Annotated in this window: 18 protein-coding genes; 7 read left to right on the top strand and 11 right to left on the bottom strand. The window is 46.1% G+C overall.

Annotation, left to right across the window (positions count from 1 at the left end; genetic code table 11):
* Positions 1-86 precede the first annotated feature (86 nt).
* Both L976_RS15045 and L976_RS15040 read right to left on the bottom strand, forming a co-directional pair.
* On the bottom strand, positions 87-680 hold the full coding sequence (locus L976_RS15045) for a tRNA-uridine aminocarboxypropyltransferase (RefSeq protein ID WP_047537983.1): 594 nt from the start codon (positions 678-680) through the stop codon (positions 87-89).
* 125 nt (positions 681-805) lie between these two features.
* A complete protein-coding gene (locus L976_RS15040) occupies positions 806-2,014 on the bottom strand; it encodes a multidrug effflux MFS transporter (protein ID WP_037423563.1) in 1,209 nt (402 codons plus the stop codon).
* Positions 2,015-2,129: 115 nt separating this feature from the next.
* Here L976_RS15040 and L976_RS15035 point away from each other — a divergent pair, with 115 nt between their 5' ends.
* Positions 2,130-3,095 (top strand): LysR family transcriptional regulator, encoded by a 966-nt coding sequence (locus tag L976_RS15035; RefSeq protein WP_047537980.1) that lies wholly within the window; start codon positions 2,130-2,132, stop codon positions 3,093-3,095.
* A 62-nt stretch (positions 3,096-3,157) separates the two neighbouring features.
* On the opposite strand, the gene L976_RS15030 is transcribed toward L976_RS15035, so the two are convergent.
* Positions 3,158-5,029, bottom strand: coding sequence for a methyl-accepting chemotaxis protein (locus L976_RS15030; protein ID WP_047537977.1), 1,872 nt, complete (start codon positions 5,027-5,029; stop codon positions 3,158-3,160).
* A 443-nt stretch (positions 5,030-5,472) separates the two neighbouring features.
* Here L976_RS15030 and L976_RS15025 point away from each other — a divergent pair, with 443 nt between their 5' ends.
* On the top strand, positions 5,473-5,823 hold the full coding sequence (locus L976_RS15025; protein WP_037426678.1) for a hypothetical protein: 351 nt from the start codon (positions 5,473-5,475) through the stop codon (positions 5,821-5,823).
* Between the two features lie 2 nt (positions 5,824-5,825).
* On the opposite strand, the gene L976_RS15020 is transcribed toward L976_RS15025, so the two are convergent.
* Together L976_RS15020 and L976_RS15015 are read right to left on the bottom strand one after the other, a co-directional pair.
* Complete coding sequence (locus L976_RS15020; RefSeq protein WP_047537974.1) at positions 5,826-7,280, bottom strand: DUF4145 domain-containing protein; 1,455 nt, start codon at positions 7,278-7,280, stop codon at positions 5,826-5,828.
* A gap of 36 nt (positions 7,281-7,316) precedes the next feature.
* Positions 7,317-8,024 carry a hypothetical protein gene (locus L976_RS15015; RefSeq protein ID WP_037423577.1) on the bottom strand — a complete coding sequence of 236 codons (708 nt, stop codon included), beginning with the start codon at positions 8,022-8,024 and terminating at the stop codon, positions 7,317-7,319.
* Between the two features lie 190 nt (positions 8,025-8,214).
* Here L976_RS15015 and L976_RS15010 point away from each other — a divergent pair, with 190 nt between their 5' ends.
* Together L976_RS15010 and L976_RS15005 are read left to right on the top strand one after the other, a co-directional pair.
* Positions 8,215-8,742, top strand: a complete 528-nt coding sequence (locus L976_RS15010; RefSeq protein WP_047537971.1) for a DUF2780 domain-containing protein — start codon at positions 8,215-8,217, stop codon at positions 8,740-8,742.
* A gap of 94 nt (positions 8,743-8,836) precedes the next feature.
* Positions 8,837-9,295, top strand: a complete 459-nt coding sequence (locus L976_RS15005) for a tellurite resistance TerB family protein (protein ID WP_037423583.1) — start codon at positions 8,837-8,839, stop codon at positions 9,293-9,295.
* Between the two features lie 89 nt (positions 9,296-9,384).
* Here the strand turns inward: L976_RS15005 and L976_RS15000 are convergent, their stop codons facing one another.
* A complete protein-coding gene (locus L976_RS15000) occupies positions 9,385-10,209 on the bottom strand; it encodes an HDOD domain-containing protein (protein WP_037423586.1) in 825 nt (274 codons plus the stop codon).
* 317 nt (positions 10,210-10,526) lie between these two features.
* On the opposite strand from L976_RS15000, the gene L976_RS14995 reads away from it, so the two are divergent.
* On the top strand, positions 10,527-11,138 hold the full coding sequence (locus L976_RS14995) for an energy transducer TonB (protein WP_047537969.1): 612 nt from the start codon (positions 10,527-10,529) through the stop codon (positions 11,136-11,138).
* Between the two features lie 65 nt (positions 11,139-11,203).
* Here L976_RS14995 and yjeH read toward each other — a convergent pair whose 3' ends face one another.
* A complete protein-coding gene (gene yjeH / locus L976_RS14990; protein ID WP_047537966.1) occupies positions 11,204-12,472 on the bottom strand; it encodes an L-methionine/branched-chain amino acid transporter in 1,269 nt (422 codons plus the stop codon).
* A 211-nt stretch (positions 12,473-12,683) separates the two neighbouring features.
* On the opposite strand from yjeH, the gene L976_RS14985 reads away from it, so the two are divergent.
* Positions 12,684-13,115: an Lrp/AsnC family transcriptional regulator gene (locus L976_RS14985; RefSeq protein WP_037423593.1), complete on the top strand. Its 432-nt coding sequence runs from the start codon at positions 12,684-12,686 to the stop codon at positions 13,113-13,115.
* Between the two features lie 268 nt (positions 13,116-13,383).
* On the opposite strand, the gene nrfD is transcribed toward L976_RS14985, so the two are convergent.
* The 4 genes from nrfD to L976_RS14965 all read right to left on the bottom strand — a co-directional run bounded on the left by nrfD (position 13,384) and on the right by L976_RS14965 (position 16,031).
* On the bottom strand, positions 13,384-14,325 hold the full coding sequence (nrfD, locus tag L976_RS14980) for a cytochrome c nitrite reductase subunit NrfD (RefSeq protein ID WP_047537963.1): 942 nt from the start codon (positions 14,323-14,325) through the stop codon (positions 13,384-13,386).
* Entirely contained in the window at positions 14,322-15,008 is a 687-nt protein-coding gene (locus L976_RS14975) for a 4Fe-4S dicluster domain-containing protein (RefSeq protein WP_047537960.1), read from the bottom strand. Before L976_RS14975 ends, nrfD begins: the two co-directional genes overlap by 4 nt.
* A 4-nt stretch (positions 15,009-15,012) precedes the next feature.
* Positions 15,013-15,477 (bottom strand): nitrite reductase, encoded by a 465-nt coding sequence (locus tag L976_RS14970; protein WP_037423605.1) that lies wholly within the window; start codon positions 15,475-15,477, stop codon positions 15,013-15,015.
* Between the two features lie 77 nt (positions 15,478-15,554).
* Positions 15,555-16,031: a DUF2726 domain-containing protein gene (locus L976_RS14965; protein ID WP_037423607.1), complete on the bottom strand. Its 477-nt coding sequence runs from the start codon at positions 16,029-16,031 to the stop codon at positions 15,555-15,557.
* Between the two features lie 411 nt (positions 16,032-16,442).
* Here L976_RS14965 and L976_RS14960 point away from each other — a divergent pair, with 411 nt between their 5' ends.
* Entirely contained in the window at positions 16,443-17,411 is a 969-nt protein-coding gene (locus L976_RS14960) for a LysR family transcriptional regulator (protein WP_037423608.1), read from the top strand.
* The last annotated feature ends 107 nt before the right edge of the window (positions 17,412-17,518 follow it).

Below are 17,518 nucleotides of genomic sequence, written 5' to 3'. Positions count from 1 at the left end.
GAATAAGATTTTAACTATTTTAATTCGTACAGAGTCTCAAAAATGCAAAAAATGAAAATCACTTGCCGCAATTCTAAAAAGTGAAATTAATCATAGCGCAACCTCACCTCTGCGGGCATCGCCTGCAATCGCATCGCAACCATAGCATCAAAGGCGACCAATAAGGGGTTCACATCTAAACCCTCATCAAGCGCTTTTAACATGTAACAACACGCCTCCAAGGTTGAAAGACTATCGCTGCGGCTTGATTTGCGGATCTTGTATCTTGACGTATAGCCTTCGGCCAAATGCACTGCTGGAAATTGTGTTAACCATGGATTTAATTGTAAGATTTTAAAGGCTTTTCGCCAGGTACCATCGATTAATAGCAACACACAATCAGCGCATATAGACTGACTTTCAACACTCGCGCTCTGCTCTGAGGGATATACAAGATAAACAGGGCGCTGACATCGGCTTAATTGCTCCCGCAGCGAGGCAAAATCCGCTTCAGACTCACCCACATATACTTGAGTATTGGGTATCACTAGGCTTAACACCCTAACACTATTCTTTTTATGTTCGACTTCAGAGGGGTGCTGTAATACCAACAGCTGCGTCTGCGGTTTTATCTGCTGTACATGGGAGCATAAGCACGCATTGATTGGATAACAGCAAGTAGGGCAATAATGGCGGCTCAAAGCGCGTTCTCGATAAACAATTTCTAGCAGTATAGCAGCTTGAATTATCCCTAAAAAATGCCCGTAGCGATGGTCAAATAAGCTACGGGCAAAGGGTGTTTCTTTAATTAGCCGATTAGGGCGTATTAATGCTCGGCGGCTAACTGCTCTTGGTGCCAGTGGTCGAATCGGCTTAACGCCATCATTGACAGTAAGCCGATAGAGAAAAATCCCATCACTAACGCCACCGCATAGGGTGCAGTCAGGCTTGTTTGCTGCACTAGGCCTGCAATCACTGATGCGCCACTCATTTGGATAAAACCTAACATTGCCGTTGCCGTTCCCGCTCGCTCGCCAAAGGCAGAAAGCGCCATACTGGTTGCTGGGCCTAACAAGAATGCAAAACCAATACACAACAACATCATAGGCAACATAAAGGCAAAAGCAGCAGCCATTCCTACACTCGGGCCAAAGGCTTGCGCTGTGACAATTAATATCGCCGAGAGCACCAGCAGTGCTAATGCGAAGATCGCGGTGGGACGATTACCTAATTTACGGATCACTACTGGCGCAACGAAACACGCGGCAATATTAACCAATGCATTCAATCCAAATAACCCACTAAAGGCCAGCTCGGATACCCCTAAATGGCCAATAAGCCACACGGGTGAGTAGGACACATAACTTAAAATCGCCGCCATAGCTGACATACAAGCAAAAGCATAAAACAAGAAATGCGTATTACTTAACACAGGTTTATAGCGACTCCAACGATAAAGAGGGCCAGTACTAACGGTATTGGCTGGACGAGTTTCGGGTAGACGATAGCCAACCAAGAGCATCATCAAAATCGCGTATAGGGTCATAAACACAAAGGTTGAGCGCCAGCCAAATTGCATAGCCAATAGACCCCCTAAGGTTGGCGCCAGTGCAGGGATCACGCAGATAGCCCCATTTAAGTAACTGTAAATTTTGGCGCCTTCTTTTGGTGAGTAACAATCGCGCACTGCACTAAAGACCACAATAGAGGTCGAGCAGGCAGCCAAACCTTGTAATACCCGGGCAATTTGTAACCAATGGAATTCAATCGCAGCGGCCGCAAGCAAACTGCTGGCACCATAGAGCAGCACGCCAAAGAGTGCCACAGGTCGACGTCCGTAACGGTCGGCCAAGGGGCCAATCAAAATTTGGCCCACACCCATAGCAAATAAAAACAGTACTAATGTGGACTGTACTTCGCTGGCAGACACGGCGAACTCTGCCGCCATGGTGGGCATAGAAGGTAAGTAAATATCAATTGCCAATGGGCTGAGTAGCACCAAAGACATCAAAATAGGTAACAGATTGCGCCGCATAACATGTATCTCGGTTTAACAGTAAAAGGTATTTCAGTGGGCGGTAGTTTAAATAACTCAAGGTATGAACAGAAATGGTATAATTTCCAAAGTGAATTTCCTTTGAGGAATATCTATGAATCTCGACAACTTAGCCAGAATCGACCTCAACCTACTGGTGATATTGAAGGTTTTGCTCGAAGAGCAAAGTGTCACCCGCGCAGCGAGCCGATTACACATTAGCCAGTCGGCATTGAGCAAGAGCTTGAATCGCCTGCGAGAAACGTTAGATGATCCCCTATTCCAACGTACTGCCCATGGCCTAAAACCCACAGCGCATGCGCTCAATATTGGACAAAAGCTGCCGAATATTCTGCAGGACTTATATCAACTGACTCAGCCACCGACGTTTACTCCAGCCAGCAGTAATAGGCAGTTTTCCTTTGCCATGGTCGAAAGTGCCTACGAAACCTTGATCCCCTATTTTATAGGTCCACTATTAAATAGTGCGCCCAATATCAAGCTCGATTCCTATGTCTGGACCGAAAAATCTATGCATGACTTGCAGCAAGGGCAAATTGACTTTGGGATTTCAGGACGGGATCTACACCCACTCTCAGATTCACACACTGACCGACTACCAGAAGGCATTGCCTGCCAAACCCTGTTTACCGATAGACAGGTATGTTTGGTGCGCCAAGCTCATCCCTTGATGGCCGCTCTCACCTCGCCCCAATGGGATTTATCCTTGTACTTAGAGATGGCGCATGTGCAAGTGCGCTGTGAAGGGAGTGATTGGTGGGCGCTGGATTATTTTCTGGCAGAGCTAGGGCACAGGCGCAAAATTAGCACCACTGTGCCAGATTTTTATGGCGCGGCGAGTGTTTGCGCCCACAGTGATTTGATTTTTACCTTACCTTCTAGCTTTGCCCTACATGCCTGTAAACTCTATCCATTAAAGCTGTTGCCTTTACCCTTTGAGTTTATGCCAATGGCCTATGTGTTACTGTGGCATCAACGTAATGATGAAGATCAAGGCCATAAATGGATGCGCGACACTATCTGCCAGAGTGTCGAAAAGCTGATGCTGCCGCAGGGTTAATTGAGTGAGTAATAAACAGCCCAGAACACTGACGTATTCTGGGCTGTTTTATTCAAGCAAACTTACAGAATAAACGTCGCGACCTGCGCATTGAGATCATTAGCACGCGCCTTTAATGCCTGAGCTTGGGTCAGATCCGACTTCGCTGCTTCGGTAATTTCGTCGGTCACATCCTTAATGGCCACCGTATTTTGAGTGATTTCACCCGTTACTTGGGTTTGCTCTTCAGCCGCGGTCGCAATTTGGCCTGCCATGTCCGAAATCACATGTACGGCTTGAGTAATCTCCTCCAGTGCCTTCGCTGCGGCATTAGCGTCTTCAACACTATGACCCGCTAACACTTGGCTGCTTTCCATCAAACTCACCGCCTTCGTCGTTGTACGTTGCAGAGTTTCAATGGTCGCATGTACTTCTTGGGTCGAATCTTGTGTTCGGCGTGATAACACCCGCACTTCATCGGCCACCACAGCAAAGCCACGGCCCTGCTCACCCGCACGGGCAGCCTCAATCGCCGCATTGAGGGCTAACAGGTTAGTCTGCTCAGCAATCCCTTGAATTGTCGCTAAAATGCTAGAAATCGACTGAGCGTGACGACTTAAATCTTCAATGACCTCAGTTGCTTGAGTGACTTCATCCGCTAAAGAATTAATCGAACTGCGGGTCTTATTAACTAACTCTTTCCCTTGGAAGCTGCTCGCTGCTGATTGCTGCGCAGCTGTAGCGGTATTTTCCGCATTCGCGGCAATTTCATTAGTAGCACTTGCCATTTCGGTTACTGCGGTCGCGACCATGGCAACTTCTTGTTGCTGGCGCTGTAATTCGGCCACGGCAATATGGTTAGTTTTGAGGCTACGCTCTGCGTCCGCATCCAGTTCACTGGCCAACTGACGAATATGGCTGATGAGCTGATGCTGACTGCCGACAAATCGATTAAAGCTGTCGGCCAGTACGCCCACTTCATCTTGCGTATCAACCTCAATACGTTGGGTTAAATCGCCATTACCATCGGCAATACGCGCGAGCGCCTGCGATACACGCCCAAGCGGACCTAGCAATAGATTCACCAACCAAGAAATGGCCAATACGCTCAGTAATAGCATCACGGCCGACAGCCCCAATTGGGTCAGCAGTAAATTAGTTAATGGCGCCTCAAGCGTCTCTTTGTCCAGTACTATCACTAATTCCCAATCGGTATTGGGAATATCGACACCCCAAACTAACTTATCGCGGCCTTCGTTTTCGAAATACATTGGCAGCCATGTGCTGGCCTGACGGCTCTGCTGGGGTAAATTATGATTAAGGTCGTTGTCGATATCGCTAACGGGTTTCATCGCCTTAGAGGCATCTTTGTAAGCGATGACAGTACCATCTTTGTGCAGCATGATTGCATGACCATTGGCTGGTAAGGTCATGCGATTGACACTTTCAACCAAACTCGCAATCGACAGGTCGCCCCCAACCACACCTTGTGAAACCGCCTGTGCCATAGTGACCACTAACACATTGTAAGCTACGTCAACATAAGGTTTGGTGAGAATAAGACCGCGCTCATTTATCGCTTGTTTATACCAAGGGCGCGCTCTCGGATCGTAACCCGTACGGTCTATGCTTGGATCGGAGTCCAGCATCTGCCCCGCTTGCGTACCGTAGTAAGTGAGTTGGAATCGCCCAGAAGCTTGCGCCTGCTGCAATGCGTTTAAACTGTCACCTTCAACTTTAACGGCTAACGCCCCTACGATATCCTGACGCCCAGCTAACCACTCTTGAATGCGCTCAGCCTGTTGATCACCCAGTCGCTGCACCTGCTCCAAACTATTTTGCAACAACAATGACTTTTGACTGGAATAACTTTGCCACGACAGCAAGCCAATCACGAGGGAAAGCGCAATCACGACCGAAATCAGGATCTTTTGTTTAAGCGAGTATGAGTTCATGTTGGTATCTACGGTTTTACAGCTTTGAAGGAAGAAGTGGTAAGACTGGCTGGCACTTACTGTAATAAATTTACAGTGTTAGCCAAAACCAATCAAAAATTCGGCTAAATTTTCGCACATGTTACAGCGCAAACAAAGAATCACTCGTCACCAAATTAATAAATAATTAAGCAAAAACATAAAGATAACCAATTAAAACCTGAGAAACACCAAATAACAACCCAAAGTTCACATCAACCACAAGCCACCAACAAACTAAAGTCATGGACGTAAAAGAACGTAAATTAACCCAAATTAACGTGACCCAATCCGTTTATTTATTGCACACTGAACGTCCATAACATTGGGGAAAGAGGCTTCTCTAACATAGCAATTTGGCCAAGCCCGTTATCAAATACTGGGCGACTCACCTTCAGCCTCACCCATTTTGATTAGGAGTTCTTATGATTTATCAACAATTTCAACAGAGCCCATTTCAGCCACGCATTTCAGGAGCACGGGCTTGGTTAGCGATGGCAATCAGTGTCAGTCTAATCTGTTTATCTCTGTTTTTATTACCTTTTGTGCTTTTATTTGGCGCAATTGCTCTAGGCTGCTTAGTGCTATTTAGTCGTATTTATGTAGCGCGCCAATTGAGTAAGTTTAATCGTGAGCAAGCGCGCCGAGCGCAGGCACAAGCGAGCGAGGCGACTAGCCAAACGTCAACGTTTAATCAAACCGCGAATGTTGTGCGTGAACCCCATGCAACTCAGTACCGAGGTCGTATCTTTGAACATCAAAAAGAGGAAGAGTAGCCCTAAGCGCTTAGCAGATCCTTGGCGCGATTAAGGGTATGAATTTCACCGGGATCTTGAGTGATCTTCAGTACAGTATCGATTTGTAAAACAAGCGATTGCCAAAGAGGCTCGATGATCTCAGCCTCTTTGCTATTGGCATGACGGCGCGCTAGATTTAGCAGCGCCGCAGAACCCACCACATCAATGCGCCCCAAAATGCCGTCGGCCAATGCCATACTCAGCTCAATCATGGCAGGCACACTGTGACCATATTTAATGACCTCACGCAGATAGCGCTCAGCTTGGCTCACATCGCCACCCAAGCCACTTTCATCATTTAGCATATGTTGCGCACGGGTAAGCATGGCATCGAGCTGACCTTGCTCTGCCGCTTCGGCCATCCAATACTCACTCGCGATAGGATCTCGCTGACAACCATCGCCATTGGCGAGCATTAAGGCCAAATGATATTGGGCATGAGGATAACCCGCCTGCGCCGCTTTACTTATAAAATGATAGGCTTGCAGTAAATCCTTGGTTTGATAGTAAAGCACGCCTAAATTCGCCATGGCTTCGGTTTGCTCGCCTTCGGCCGCCAGCTGTAAAAAGTGTTTCGCTTGGGCTAAATCCGGCTTAAATGACTCACTGCCCACTAGGTAGAAATAGCCAAGCAGCGCCATCGCATTGACCACGCCAGCCTCAGCCGCAGTAGCTATCGCAGCCTCGCCTTTAATGGCATCGGCCTCTCCCTGATAGCCATGGATTAAACTCACTCCATGCTCATAGAGGGCTTGCATATGGGTTGGGGCTGCAAGGGCAAACCAGTAGGCAGCCTTAGCAAAAGTATCACTGGCTTTTTGTGCGACAGCTTTTACTACTGGGCTATCGTCTTCAGTACCATAGTACTGATCGACGAGGGCAAGCTCCTGCTCCTTAAGCATTAATGCTTTGGTTTTAAAAGAGATCCCCACAAGATACTGCGCATTGGGATCATCCTCCATCACCGCGCGGTAACAGAGATCTTTAACCGTTATCGCATCGCTGGCTTGAAAGCGGTATGCAGGCGCCTCGCAGCCAACCACCTTCGGATACAGATGCTCGACTAAAGCGAGTACATCTTTAATGGCTTTTTGGGCTAAGGCGAGTAACTGCTCTTGGGTAAGATGATATTTTTCAGGGTGAGCGCCACGGTTACCATCAGCGCGCAGGCGATGCAACGCTCTGGTGGTCTTCACATCGATCAGCCGTTTTTGATTTAACAGCTCAATACGATCATAGAGATTGGGGCTAGCAAAGGACACCGCTTTACTCTGCCCTAGCAAGTCAGTCAGCCTATGGGTAAAACTGCGAATATGCAGTAATGACTGAGTAGGCACATCCTGCACATAGTTTTTAGCATTGAGGTAATCATCAAGAAGCGAGGCCGAAAACCCTTGGATAAATTCACTATCCAGTAACTCAGCCTCAGTCCCCATAAATCCTTACCTCAAATTGAATGTGCTCAGTTGATATTATTCCGCAGTTGGCTTTTTAGACACCATATACAAACGGAACAATGCCAAGTTTACGAATAACCCAATAAACGCCATAAAGGTATCCGCGAGCAATTGCACAGGCAAGCCACCAAAAGATGCCGCTGCAGAAAGCTGGCTACCAACCACAGAAAGCGGTAAGTAAAGCATCAATAACGCAATGGTTTTTAACACAATCGGCCCACTAAAGCTAAAGCTTGCCTTAATCGCTTCCAGCGGTGTTAAACGCTCAACTACCACCATAAAGTTCACATAGGCTAGGCGAGCAAACAGATAAAAGCTAATAACGAGTCCCACTAACCACATAGGGCCAAACGCTGCAAATAGCATCACTGGCGCTAAAATGGCCAGTCCAGAGAATACGCCAGCCAAGAGTAAAGGTGGCACAAAGGGTAAGCTGGCTTTCAGTACCATACCAGCCGATGGATTATGCCCTTGGGATCTCAGTTCTAAAAACAGCGTTAACGCCGCAATCAATACCGAGAAGAGCAGCAGAAGGAGCATCATAGCGATCATGTGTGATGCGCCAAACTGCGGGTTTTCCAGATCAACTTTGCTCATCTCTGTGCCAAGCCATAGCTGAATACCAACCTGCACTAATAACAGTGGCACCGTCAGCATGGCAAGCTGAGTGAGATGATTACGGAAAAAGTTATAAGCTTCGGTCAAAATTGCGGATAGTGACATGCGCCTTTCCAAAATAATTGAAGTAAATTAACACCGTGAATTGTCGCTAAGGATACCCAAAATCCCGCCCCAATGCACAACACAAATCACCTGAGTGAACCGTAAATCACAGAAAAGGGCTGCAACAAAAGTCTCAAAGCCGTTACACTGTCCACTTTATTGCGCGCAAACAGTCAAAGGATGCCACTCTATGAAACACACTTTCACACTCTCTATTCTGATTAGCGCCACACTTTTAGCCACACCCACCAGTGCTGGCTGGTTAGATAACCTTGCAGGAACACCAGCAAAAACAGAGAAAGTGGCCACTGGTAGCGTCACCCAATCCAACGCATTAGTTGGCAGCGTGATGTCGCAACTCGGACTGAACCAAACCCAAGCCGAAGGCGGTTTAGGTAGTCTGTTAGGTCTAGCACAATCGAGTCTAGGTTCGAATGATTACACCAAACTAGCTGCCAGTATCCCTAATGCCGACAGCCTATTAGCCGCAGCACCTAAACTTGATGCGAACTCAGGCGTTTCTGGCCTGTTGTCTAAGGCTGGCAATATTGGCTCTTCTCTGCAAGGTAGCGCAATGGTGTTAGATGCCTTTGAAAAACTGGGTATTTCTAAAGAATTAGCCATGCCAATGATCAATATTGCCAAGTCTTATCTTGAGACAAATGGCGCCGAAGGCAGCTCAGATCTGCTGATGAAGGGTTTAAATACTCTGCTATAAATGTCGCCCCACCCTAAGCCTATGCTTAGGGTGAACTTTAACGTGAAAAATCACTCTATCTAGTTATTCCTTCTTGCCAGAGCAGTGCCACTTTATGATTGCGAAGCTGAAACGATTCCTTCAATCCCATACCCACGCCATCTCTCCAGAGGAGAAAGCCCACCAGCTAAAATTAGCGGCGGCGAGCATGTTGCTCGAAGTGGTATATGCCGATGAAACCCTCGCCGCAGAAGAAAGAGCACTATTGCCTAAGCTTCTGACAGAGACCCTATCGATGTCGGCGCAGGATGCTAATGATTTAATTGAAGAAGCCAAAAAAGCCCAAGGTAATGCCACCTCATTATTTGAGTTTACCAATACCATTAATGCCGAATTTAGCTTGGAGCAAAAACAGCAATTATTACTAGCCATGTGGCAATTAGCCTATGCCGATGGACAACTCTCCCAGTACGAAGATCAAATCATTCGCCGTACTGCTGATTTGCTGTATCTCAAACACAGCGAGCTTATTCAGATGCGTAATCAGGCCATCGAAGCCCAAGTGGCACGCTAAAAGCAAGCCATAAAAAAGCATGAATCGCAGTACTGCCATTCATGCTTTTGAATCAAGGTTGTAGATTGCCGTTTCCTGTTCCAGCTGGCTTAGGCAAGCGCCTTACCAATTTCAAAACCGACACCTCTTAGCTCCGTTAACTTAGACCGAAGCCCACCCATTTCCATTTTTAAGCCTTTTTTAGTCGCAAGCTGCGATAGCCAACTGGTTTTATCGTCATCCTCAATAGTGTCCCAGTCCGCTAATACTTTGTGGGATAAACACAACAAAGCTGCCAATTTAGAAAATGGATTCGAATCCTTAGGATGATCTTGGTAAAGAATGCCTTGCACCAATGCAGGGGTAAATTTCCAATTTTGAGCCAACAAAGCACCAATATCGGGGGAATCATAACCGAGGAGTTCTCGCTCAAAAGCATGCTTATCTTTACCCTGTGCGACAGCTTCGTTAATTTTTTCAGCATCTTCAGGGGAAATTGCCGCAATCAATAAATCACCAATACGGTGAAGGATGCCGCAGGTAAAAGCCTCGTCGGGCTGAACGCCGCACCGTTTGGCCATCTCTTGATTGTAGAGTGCAATTTCGAAGGTTTGTCCCCAAAACTGGGCTAAATCAACACCATTGCATTTAGGCACCGCCCCCATCACGGCAGATGCTAATACTAAGGTACGCAAGGTTTGCATTCCAAGGCGCACTACGGCTTCATCAATACTGCCCACCTCGCGACTGTGGCCGTAATAGGCGCAGTTAGCTAATCTGAGTACCTTGGCACTGATCAGGGGATCATGAGACACCTTAGTCGCAATATTTTTTACTGTAGCGTTGTCGTCGTTAACGACATCAAGCAGTTCACTGATTGCTTTAGGTAAACGGGGCAACTCATCAACTCGACTCAGTAGCGCAGCAGAATCCATATTTATTCTCCTTCTAGATGAATGATCAAAATATAGAACACAAAATCTCGCCTCGCTCTTAAGCTTATGAACACTTATGAGTCGAATGTGCAGCTTTTCAGTCAGTATTCAGCAATCGCAATCTTAGTGAAAATTCAGCCCGCCAATCATAAGAATGCCTCTGCAACACAGCAAAAATCACAGCAATTCTCGCTTTGCGTTATAGGTAAATATATTAGACCTGCTCAATAATTAACCTTATTTGTAAATAAATATTTCAAATAATAAGCAATGGATGTTATAGATTAAATATTGTTCATCAATTGTAAGGAAGCACTATGGGCCAAAATGCACTTGTTAATCGCACCGGGATTATTATCGTTAGCGCACTGATCACCTTAGGTTTGTTCGTGTTTATGGCACAACTTATCCATAATCCACAGCCATTGAGCGGACAAACGTCAGATGCGCCGCAAATCAATATTTTGATGAGCGAGCGAACACCCATTCCTCCGAAGGAAAGTCGCCAACCCGAACCGCCAAAACCCATCCCAACAAGGGAGCGAGTCACAACGCCGGGCGAAAGTGCTGAAGTGGTCGAATTTAGCCCCCAGACTTTTACCCCAGAAATGCCAACCCAAACGACATTCTTTAACCAATCGACTATCACCGCTGAGGCCTTACCCGTGGTGCAAGTGTCTCCTCGTTATCCGATTGAAGCCGCACAAAATGGCAAGGAAGGTTATGTGGTCGTAGGCTTTGATATTACTGCGGATGGTACGGTCAGCAATGTGCGCGTGCTCGATGCTAACCCGAAGCGAGTGTTTGATAAGGCAGCGCTTTCAGCAGTGCAAAACTGGAAATACAAACCTAAGTTTGATGCGGGCAAAGCCGTACCCCAATTAAATCAACAAGTACAACTCGATTTTAAACTGGATCAACAGATTTAAGACTCGCAGATCAGCACGCTTAAAACCTTGCGTGCTGATCTGTAGTTATTTGAATGACATCGGGATTAAGTAACCTTGTTAACCGCCAAGGCCCGCTTACGACTAATATGGCTCTTTTGCCACCACAAGAATGGGGCAACAAATAGGATTAACGCAAATACATAGGCCATGCTTGCCCCAAGCGCGATACCTAACGCTAAGCAGAAGCCACAACCTAATACCACTAAAGGTAAGTTGCGACGGGGCAATAATTTAGCAGCAGCTAACATCGCCATTAAGTAGATCACGACGAACACCCCGTTACTCCAGGCAATAAGATGTTCGAGTTCCTGACCCGTGATGTGAGTCAGCACTATCACACTCGCCATCACGCCAAGTAAGGCCGCCAAGGCACGGATCGGCACACCATGACGATTCTTAACCGCAAAGCAGCGCGGTAAAATACCTTCGCAACTAAAACTCCATACAAGACGCGCGGCGCTGGCGGCATAGACGTTTACTGTGGCAAGGCCACTGGCAATTCCCAACACACCAATCACTTGCGCACCGTATCCCCCTAAGAGCGTATCGAACACACCGATCATGGCCACGCTTTTATCGGTCGGCACTAACAGTAAAATCAAGGTACAGGCCACATAAATAATGCCCACCAGCACAGTGCCCATCATCATCGCTGGGATCATATCCTGTTGTGGACGGCGGAAATCATCGGCGAGGTGAGTCATGGCCTCAATCCCCAAGAAGCTCCAAAAGGCGATACCTGCGGCAATCATAATGGTGGGGATTTCTGGCGTGCCATAGCTTGCTAATGAGGTTAAGTGCCCAGGTTGCACACTGCTCGCCCCGAATAACAGCACCACAATCGCCACAATACAAAGGGTTAAGCCAAATTGCAGTTTGGCCGAGACTTGAATGCCACGCAGATTGAGCAGGAATAAGCCGAAAATCACTAATACCTCAGCGCCCACCTTGTACCAGCCATCCAAGGGGATGAGTGCATTAACAAATTGGAAGGTCATCAAAATCGCAGCCGGCGCCCCCATGGGCACCACCAGCAAAAAAATCAGCCCAATAGTACGGCCAGCGGTTCGACCAAAGGCCTTTTCGACAAAATATGCGGGACCCGCAGCATGGGGAAAGACGCTCGCCAGTCGACCAAAAATCAATGCCACTGGAATAATGGCTAAGGTCAGGAGTGACCACGCGATAAGTGCGCCAGCATGGGCTTTGTCGATTGTCATTTGTGGGAGAATAAACACCCCAGTGCCCAGCAAAGTGGTGGCCATCAAGCCTGCGCCTTGCCAACGTCCTATAGTTCCGCTATGTGAGTTCATCTGTTAACATTCAATGGTTTTGAAGCCGTCAGTATAGTGAGATTTTACGCCGCAATCTGCCGTCAATTTCGGTGTTCTTAGTGGTAAACGCCAGCACAATGACGGTAAAAAGCACTATTTCAGGCAAAATGACGGTGTAACTCAAGGCCTTATACTGAGTTGTACTTTTAGGCCGCCTCACTTGTTATACCCATTTTTATCGGAGTCTACGTTGGATAAGTTTGATACCGCCATCATCAATTGTTTGCGCCAAAATGCTCGCCAAAGTGTTTCCAGTATTGCAGAGCAGGTCAACCTTTCCCGAAGCGCGGTTGCCGAGCGGATAAAAAAACTAGAGCTAGGTGGCGTGATCCGTGGCTATCAAGTATTGCTGAGCGAATCGCAAAAAGAGGGAGTGTCGGCCTACTTCGAAATCCAACATAAATGTCCCCGCTGCGCCGATGTGGTACACGTGTTCCATGCAATCCCCGAAGTAATTACCTGCCGTGGTATTTCCGGTGATATGGATTTGCTGGTGTATGTCCATGCCCCATCAATGCGTCGTCTGCATGAAATCCGCGAATATATCGATACTCACACCGATATCATCAAGATTAAAACCCATGTGGTGATGAGCGAGTGGATTAATAATACTGGCGAGTAATCTTGCTTGCCCCAAACAAGAAACGCCACCCCTAAGGAATAAAGGTGGCGAGGCCCTTGTGGAGGCAGGGCAAACAATACCTAAATATCAAATATGGCTTCCCTTCCCAATAACCTCCCTGTGACAGCAAATCGCGACAAGACAACGCACCTTTAATCACTTCAGCCAGCGTTATTAAAGGGAGTTAGCTCACGGTGCTTCCTTAGACACCGCTTCGCCATTCACCGTAATTCCTTCTTATCTATAACATTGAGCCAACCATGCTCAATCAAACGACCGTCATTTGCCCCGTGTAGAGAATAAAGTTACGCAGCAGTAGCACACCAATCAGACTTAAGCATGCGGTGCCTGCTACATAGGCCCACTTACGCTTTGACGTGGCTGTCATAAACAGGTTCATTGCCAAGGGGCCAGATAATCCGATCCCAACAATGCCAATCCAGAAAACCCATCCCCAGAAGCCATAACCTATCGCATTGAAAGCCGCAAATTTGCTTTGACCGCCTGACAACACTAAGCCCATAAAGAAGGTAAAAATCAGCACTATCTCCACCAAAATCAATGGGATTTCAACCTTATGGATAAAGTGAACTTCCTTGGCGTTAGGATTAGCATTAAGCAACACCCCACCCAGCAGAGAAAATGCCGCGCCGGATGAGAGTCCCGAAGCCAAAAACAGCAGTGGCAATACGGGGTTTTTCAACATCGGATAGCCGGGTAAAGCCGAGAGTAAAAAGCCAGTATAAGCCCCCAGCGCGAGGGAAAAGATCACCAATAAACCGGTAATCGTGGCTTCGAAGCGGCTAAGCCAAGCTGTCAACTTCAGCACTATGGGAAAGCGACTCTCACACCATGCATCAATGGGTTTACGGAATAACAAACCAATCCACATAAACATAAAGACTTGGTAGATGAGCAGGATCAACACACCCATCGACATCACAGACTTAGGATTGTAGAAGACTAATATCTTCCAAAAATCGAAAGGCTTAGTTAAGTCCAATACCAAGATGCCTAGACCCGCCATCACTGCCACGGGCGCCACAATACAGGCTGCCTGCACAAAGCCAGACTGGTACGCATTATGTTTCAACACAAAATGCTTGAGTAACACCGCAAAGAACATGGCGCCAGCAGATGCCCCCGCTAAAAACAGGTAAATTGCAATTGGCCAATGCCACACTAGCGTATCAAAATGTAGGGCGCTCATATTGCCACCTCCCCTGATTTAGCCACAATGCGGAACAGTTTTGGCCGAGTGCCGAGGTCGACCTTAGCCCTTTGGGTTGGGTTAGCCTTTAGCACTTGTACCACCTGAGAAGTGGGATCTTTTAAGTTGCCAAAGACCAATGCCTTAGTCGGGCAGGCCGCTACACAGGCAGGTTGTTTACCTTGGGCGAGGTTTGTCTCACGGCAAAAATCGCATTTGTCCGCAGCGTGGGTAACAGGATTAATAAAACGAATTTTGTATGGGCAGGCTGCAATGCAATATTGGCAACCCACACACTTCCAAGCATCTACCGCCACAATGCCAGTCTCTTTATCGATAAAGGCGGCACCCGTTGGGCAAACATTGACGCAGGGCGCGTCTTCACAATGCTGGCAAGACTTACGACTGAAGTGATAAAACTGGTTCGGATATTCCCCATAGGGTCCAGTTTGCTCTATTTTTAATCGGGCAACACCCTCGGGCACTTGGTTGGTTTCACGGCAGGCAACTTCGCAAGCTCGACAGCCAATACACTTAGTTTCATCGTGGATCAGTGCGTATTTCACACTAGGTTCGGCTTTAGCCTCATTGGAGGCATTCACAGTAGCCAGTAATGTGCTACCCGATGCCCCTGCCAATAAGGCGCATGCTCCTTTGAGAAATCTTCTTTTTGAATTTTCCATAACCTTACTCCTGCTGGCCTGTATGGCAAGTACGGCACAGCTCACTGCGAACCTTAGGCGTCATCTCTGCCATAGGATCGGTTGGGCTATGTAATTTATGGCAAGCGGCACAGGCCACTTTTTGGGCATGCACATTATGCGTCCACTCTTGGGAGCTGAGTTTGGCTGGCATATGGCATTTTTGGCACACCTTTAATTGCACAGCAGCTTCGGATGCCTCATTTAATCCAAAAACCACTAAATCATTTGGTTTTTTGGGATGATCACCTTTTTCACCATGACAGCTTGAACAGGTCATTTTCATGGCATCCTGGCCGTGATGCCCTAACATTTGACCATTACGCTTATGACACTTCATGCAAGCATCACTATTAATTTGCTTCGCGGGTTCAGCACTTGTTGCGGAAAAACTGAGCAGCAATGCCATTGCACCCAAGCGTAATGACCACAGCCATTGTCGTGTAGACATAGCGAGCCCTCATATCAATTCATTGGGAAACAAAGAGGAAGTCAGGGTTCGGAGAACTCCGAACCCGACGAGCGTGGTCAAACGGCTAGCGCTTGCTTGAGACTTGTTGCATCCCACTGTTTATGCTGATTCATTTCAATAAAACCAATATTGAATTTGCTGAATAGCTTTTTCATGGGTGAATTGATTTGCTTACCGGCGTCGCTGATCACCATTTTGACTTCTGAAGAATCATGGTCAATCAACACATAGTCGAGACGGCATTCATGGTTTAAATCAGCATCGTGCTGGTCCATGTCAAATACAGTGTCGAGTGGAACATTGCAGCAGACATCGTATTTGCCTTCAACGACAGTTTTTAGTGATTTAAAAAAGTTGAAACTATCTTCATCAAATAACACTGGTTTGAGTTTCATTTCATGATGTGCAGCCTCCTCGGGATCCGCCCTAAAAAACTTAATGCAAGTCATGACAAACATTACAAACACAAATGGCACCGCTACGAATAGTACGAAGTACATAAACGCATAGCTGAGAATGACTGAAGTATTCATATACGCCTCCAATAACACAATTATATTTTTGTTTTCTCCTTTAAAGCACCTTCAGTATTATTGCAGACGGGATTTATTTTTTTGATCTGGATCACATGTTTAAATTCAAAATTAAACATAAACAACAAGTTAGGATACAGGACACATTACTGTATAGCGTAAATCTAAAATGCACATATTGATAATAGTTAATTAAAAAATGAAATTGGCGTAACTGAATATCAAAAATTAAAATTTCAAATTAGTTTAATAATATTTTTTGAAATATAAAAAATCAAATTCTAAACCTATTGTTACATATAGATAAATTTAAGGTGCAAAACTTGGGATGGATTTCACATTAAATTAAATTAATAACACCATAATTAGGTGTTCTTTAAAGTATTTACTCAATATTAAGGAATATAAAAAATGCATATTAGTAACATGGATGGCCTCGATATTCTGAGTTTAAAAATACTTGTTTCATTATATGAGAACAAGTCTGCAACCTATGTATCAAAGGCATTAGATATCCCAGCCCCCAAAATAAGTCGTAGCCTTAAAAACCTCCGAGAAGTATTTGGTGATGAGCTTTTTATCCGTAAGAAATATGGCTTATTCCCCAATGAATTTGTCACGCACTTATACCCGATAGCGAAACAAACCATTGAATGTACAGAGAAGTTTCAAAAGGTACGAGCAGCCAATGTCAATCATGTTAAAACACATGTTGAGATTGCCGCCCCAGGCCTTATTGCCTATGCCTTCCCTAAAGCCTTAATGCAAGCTATCAAAGAAGAGCAAAAATCTATCCATATCAATATTACCCCTTGGTCACTGCATACCACGCAGGACATCATCAATGGTGATACCACCCTCGGTATTTGTTGCAATAAGAGTACCGCAGATGTCGCAGCCTATGGAGACAAGTTACAAACCACAACACTGCAACGTATGGGTAAGGTGTATCTTATTGCTAGCCGAAATCATCCCATTTTTAAGCGAGAAATTACCTTAGAGACGATTGCAGAGTATCCCTATGTCAATACTGATCTCGGTAATCCCAGTACTCGCCTTAGCCCATATCAAGAATTCTGTATAAAAAATGGTATAAAACTCAATACTGAAATTACCATTACCAGTATTTCTAGTTTGTTTGAATATTTAGGAGAGAGCCAAACTATTTCTTTATTACCCTACCGAGTGGTTTATGAAATGGTGGCAGAAATACCCGAACTGCATACCTGTCAATTATCACAACTTGAGGCAGAACGTTTATACGCCGACACCGAAGCTCCGACGATCTTCTTGGTGCAAAAGAATCAGCCCAATCGCGCTAGCGAAGAGCTGGCGTGGCTCAGTGAACAAATAAAGAAAATTGTTGATAGCATTATTTAGCGATAAATACTTAACACGTTTTCATCTTATTATTCGAGGTGATAGGCATATTGTGCCTTAGCTTAGGCTCCACCTCACCGCTCCTCCGTGTCGTCCCAAGTTTTGTT

This window comes from Shewanella sp. ZOR0012 (assembly GCF_000798835.1).
GTDB lineage: Bacteria > Pseudomonadota > Gammaproteobacteria > Enterobacterales > Shewanellaceae > Shewanella > Shewanella xiamenensis.
This window is presented reverse-complemented; position numbering and strand designations above follow the sequence as displayed.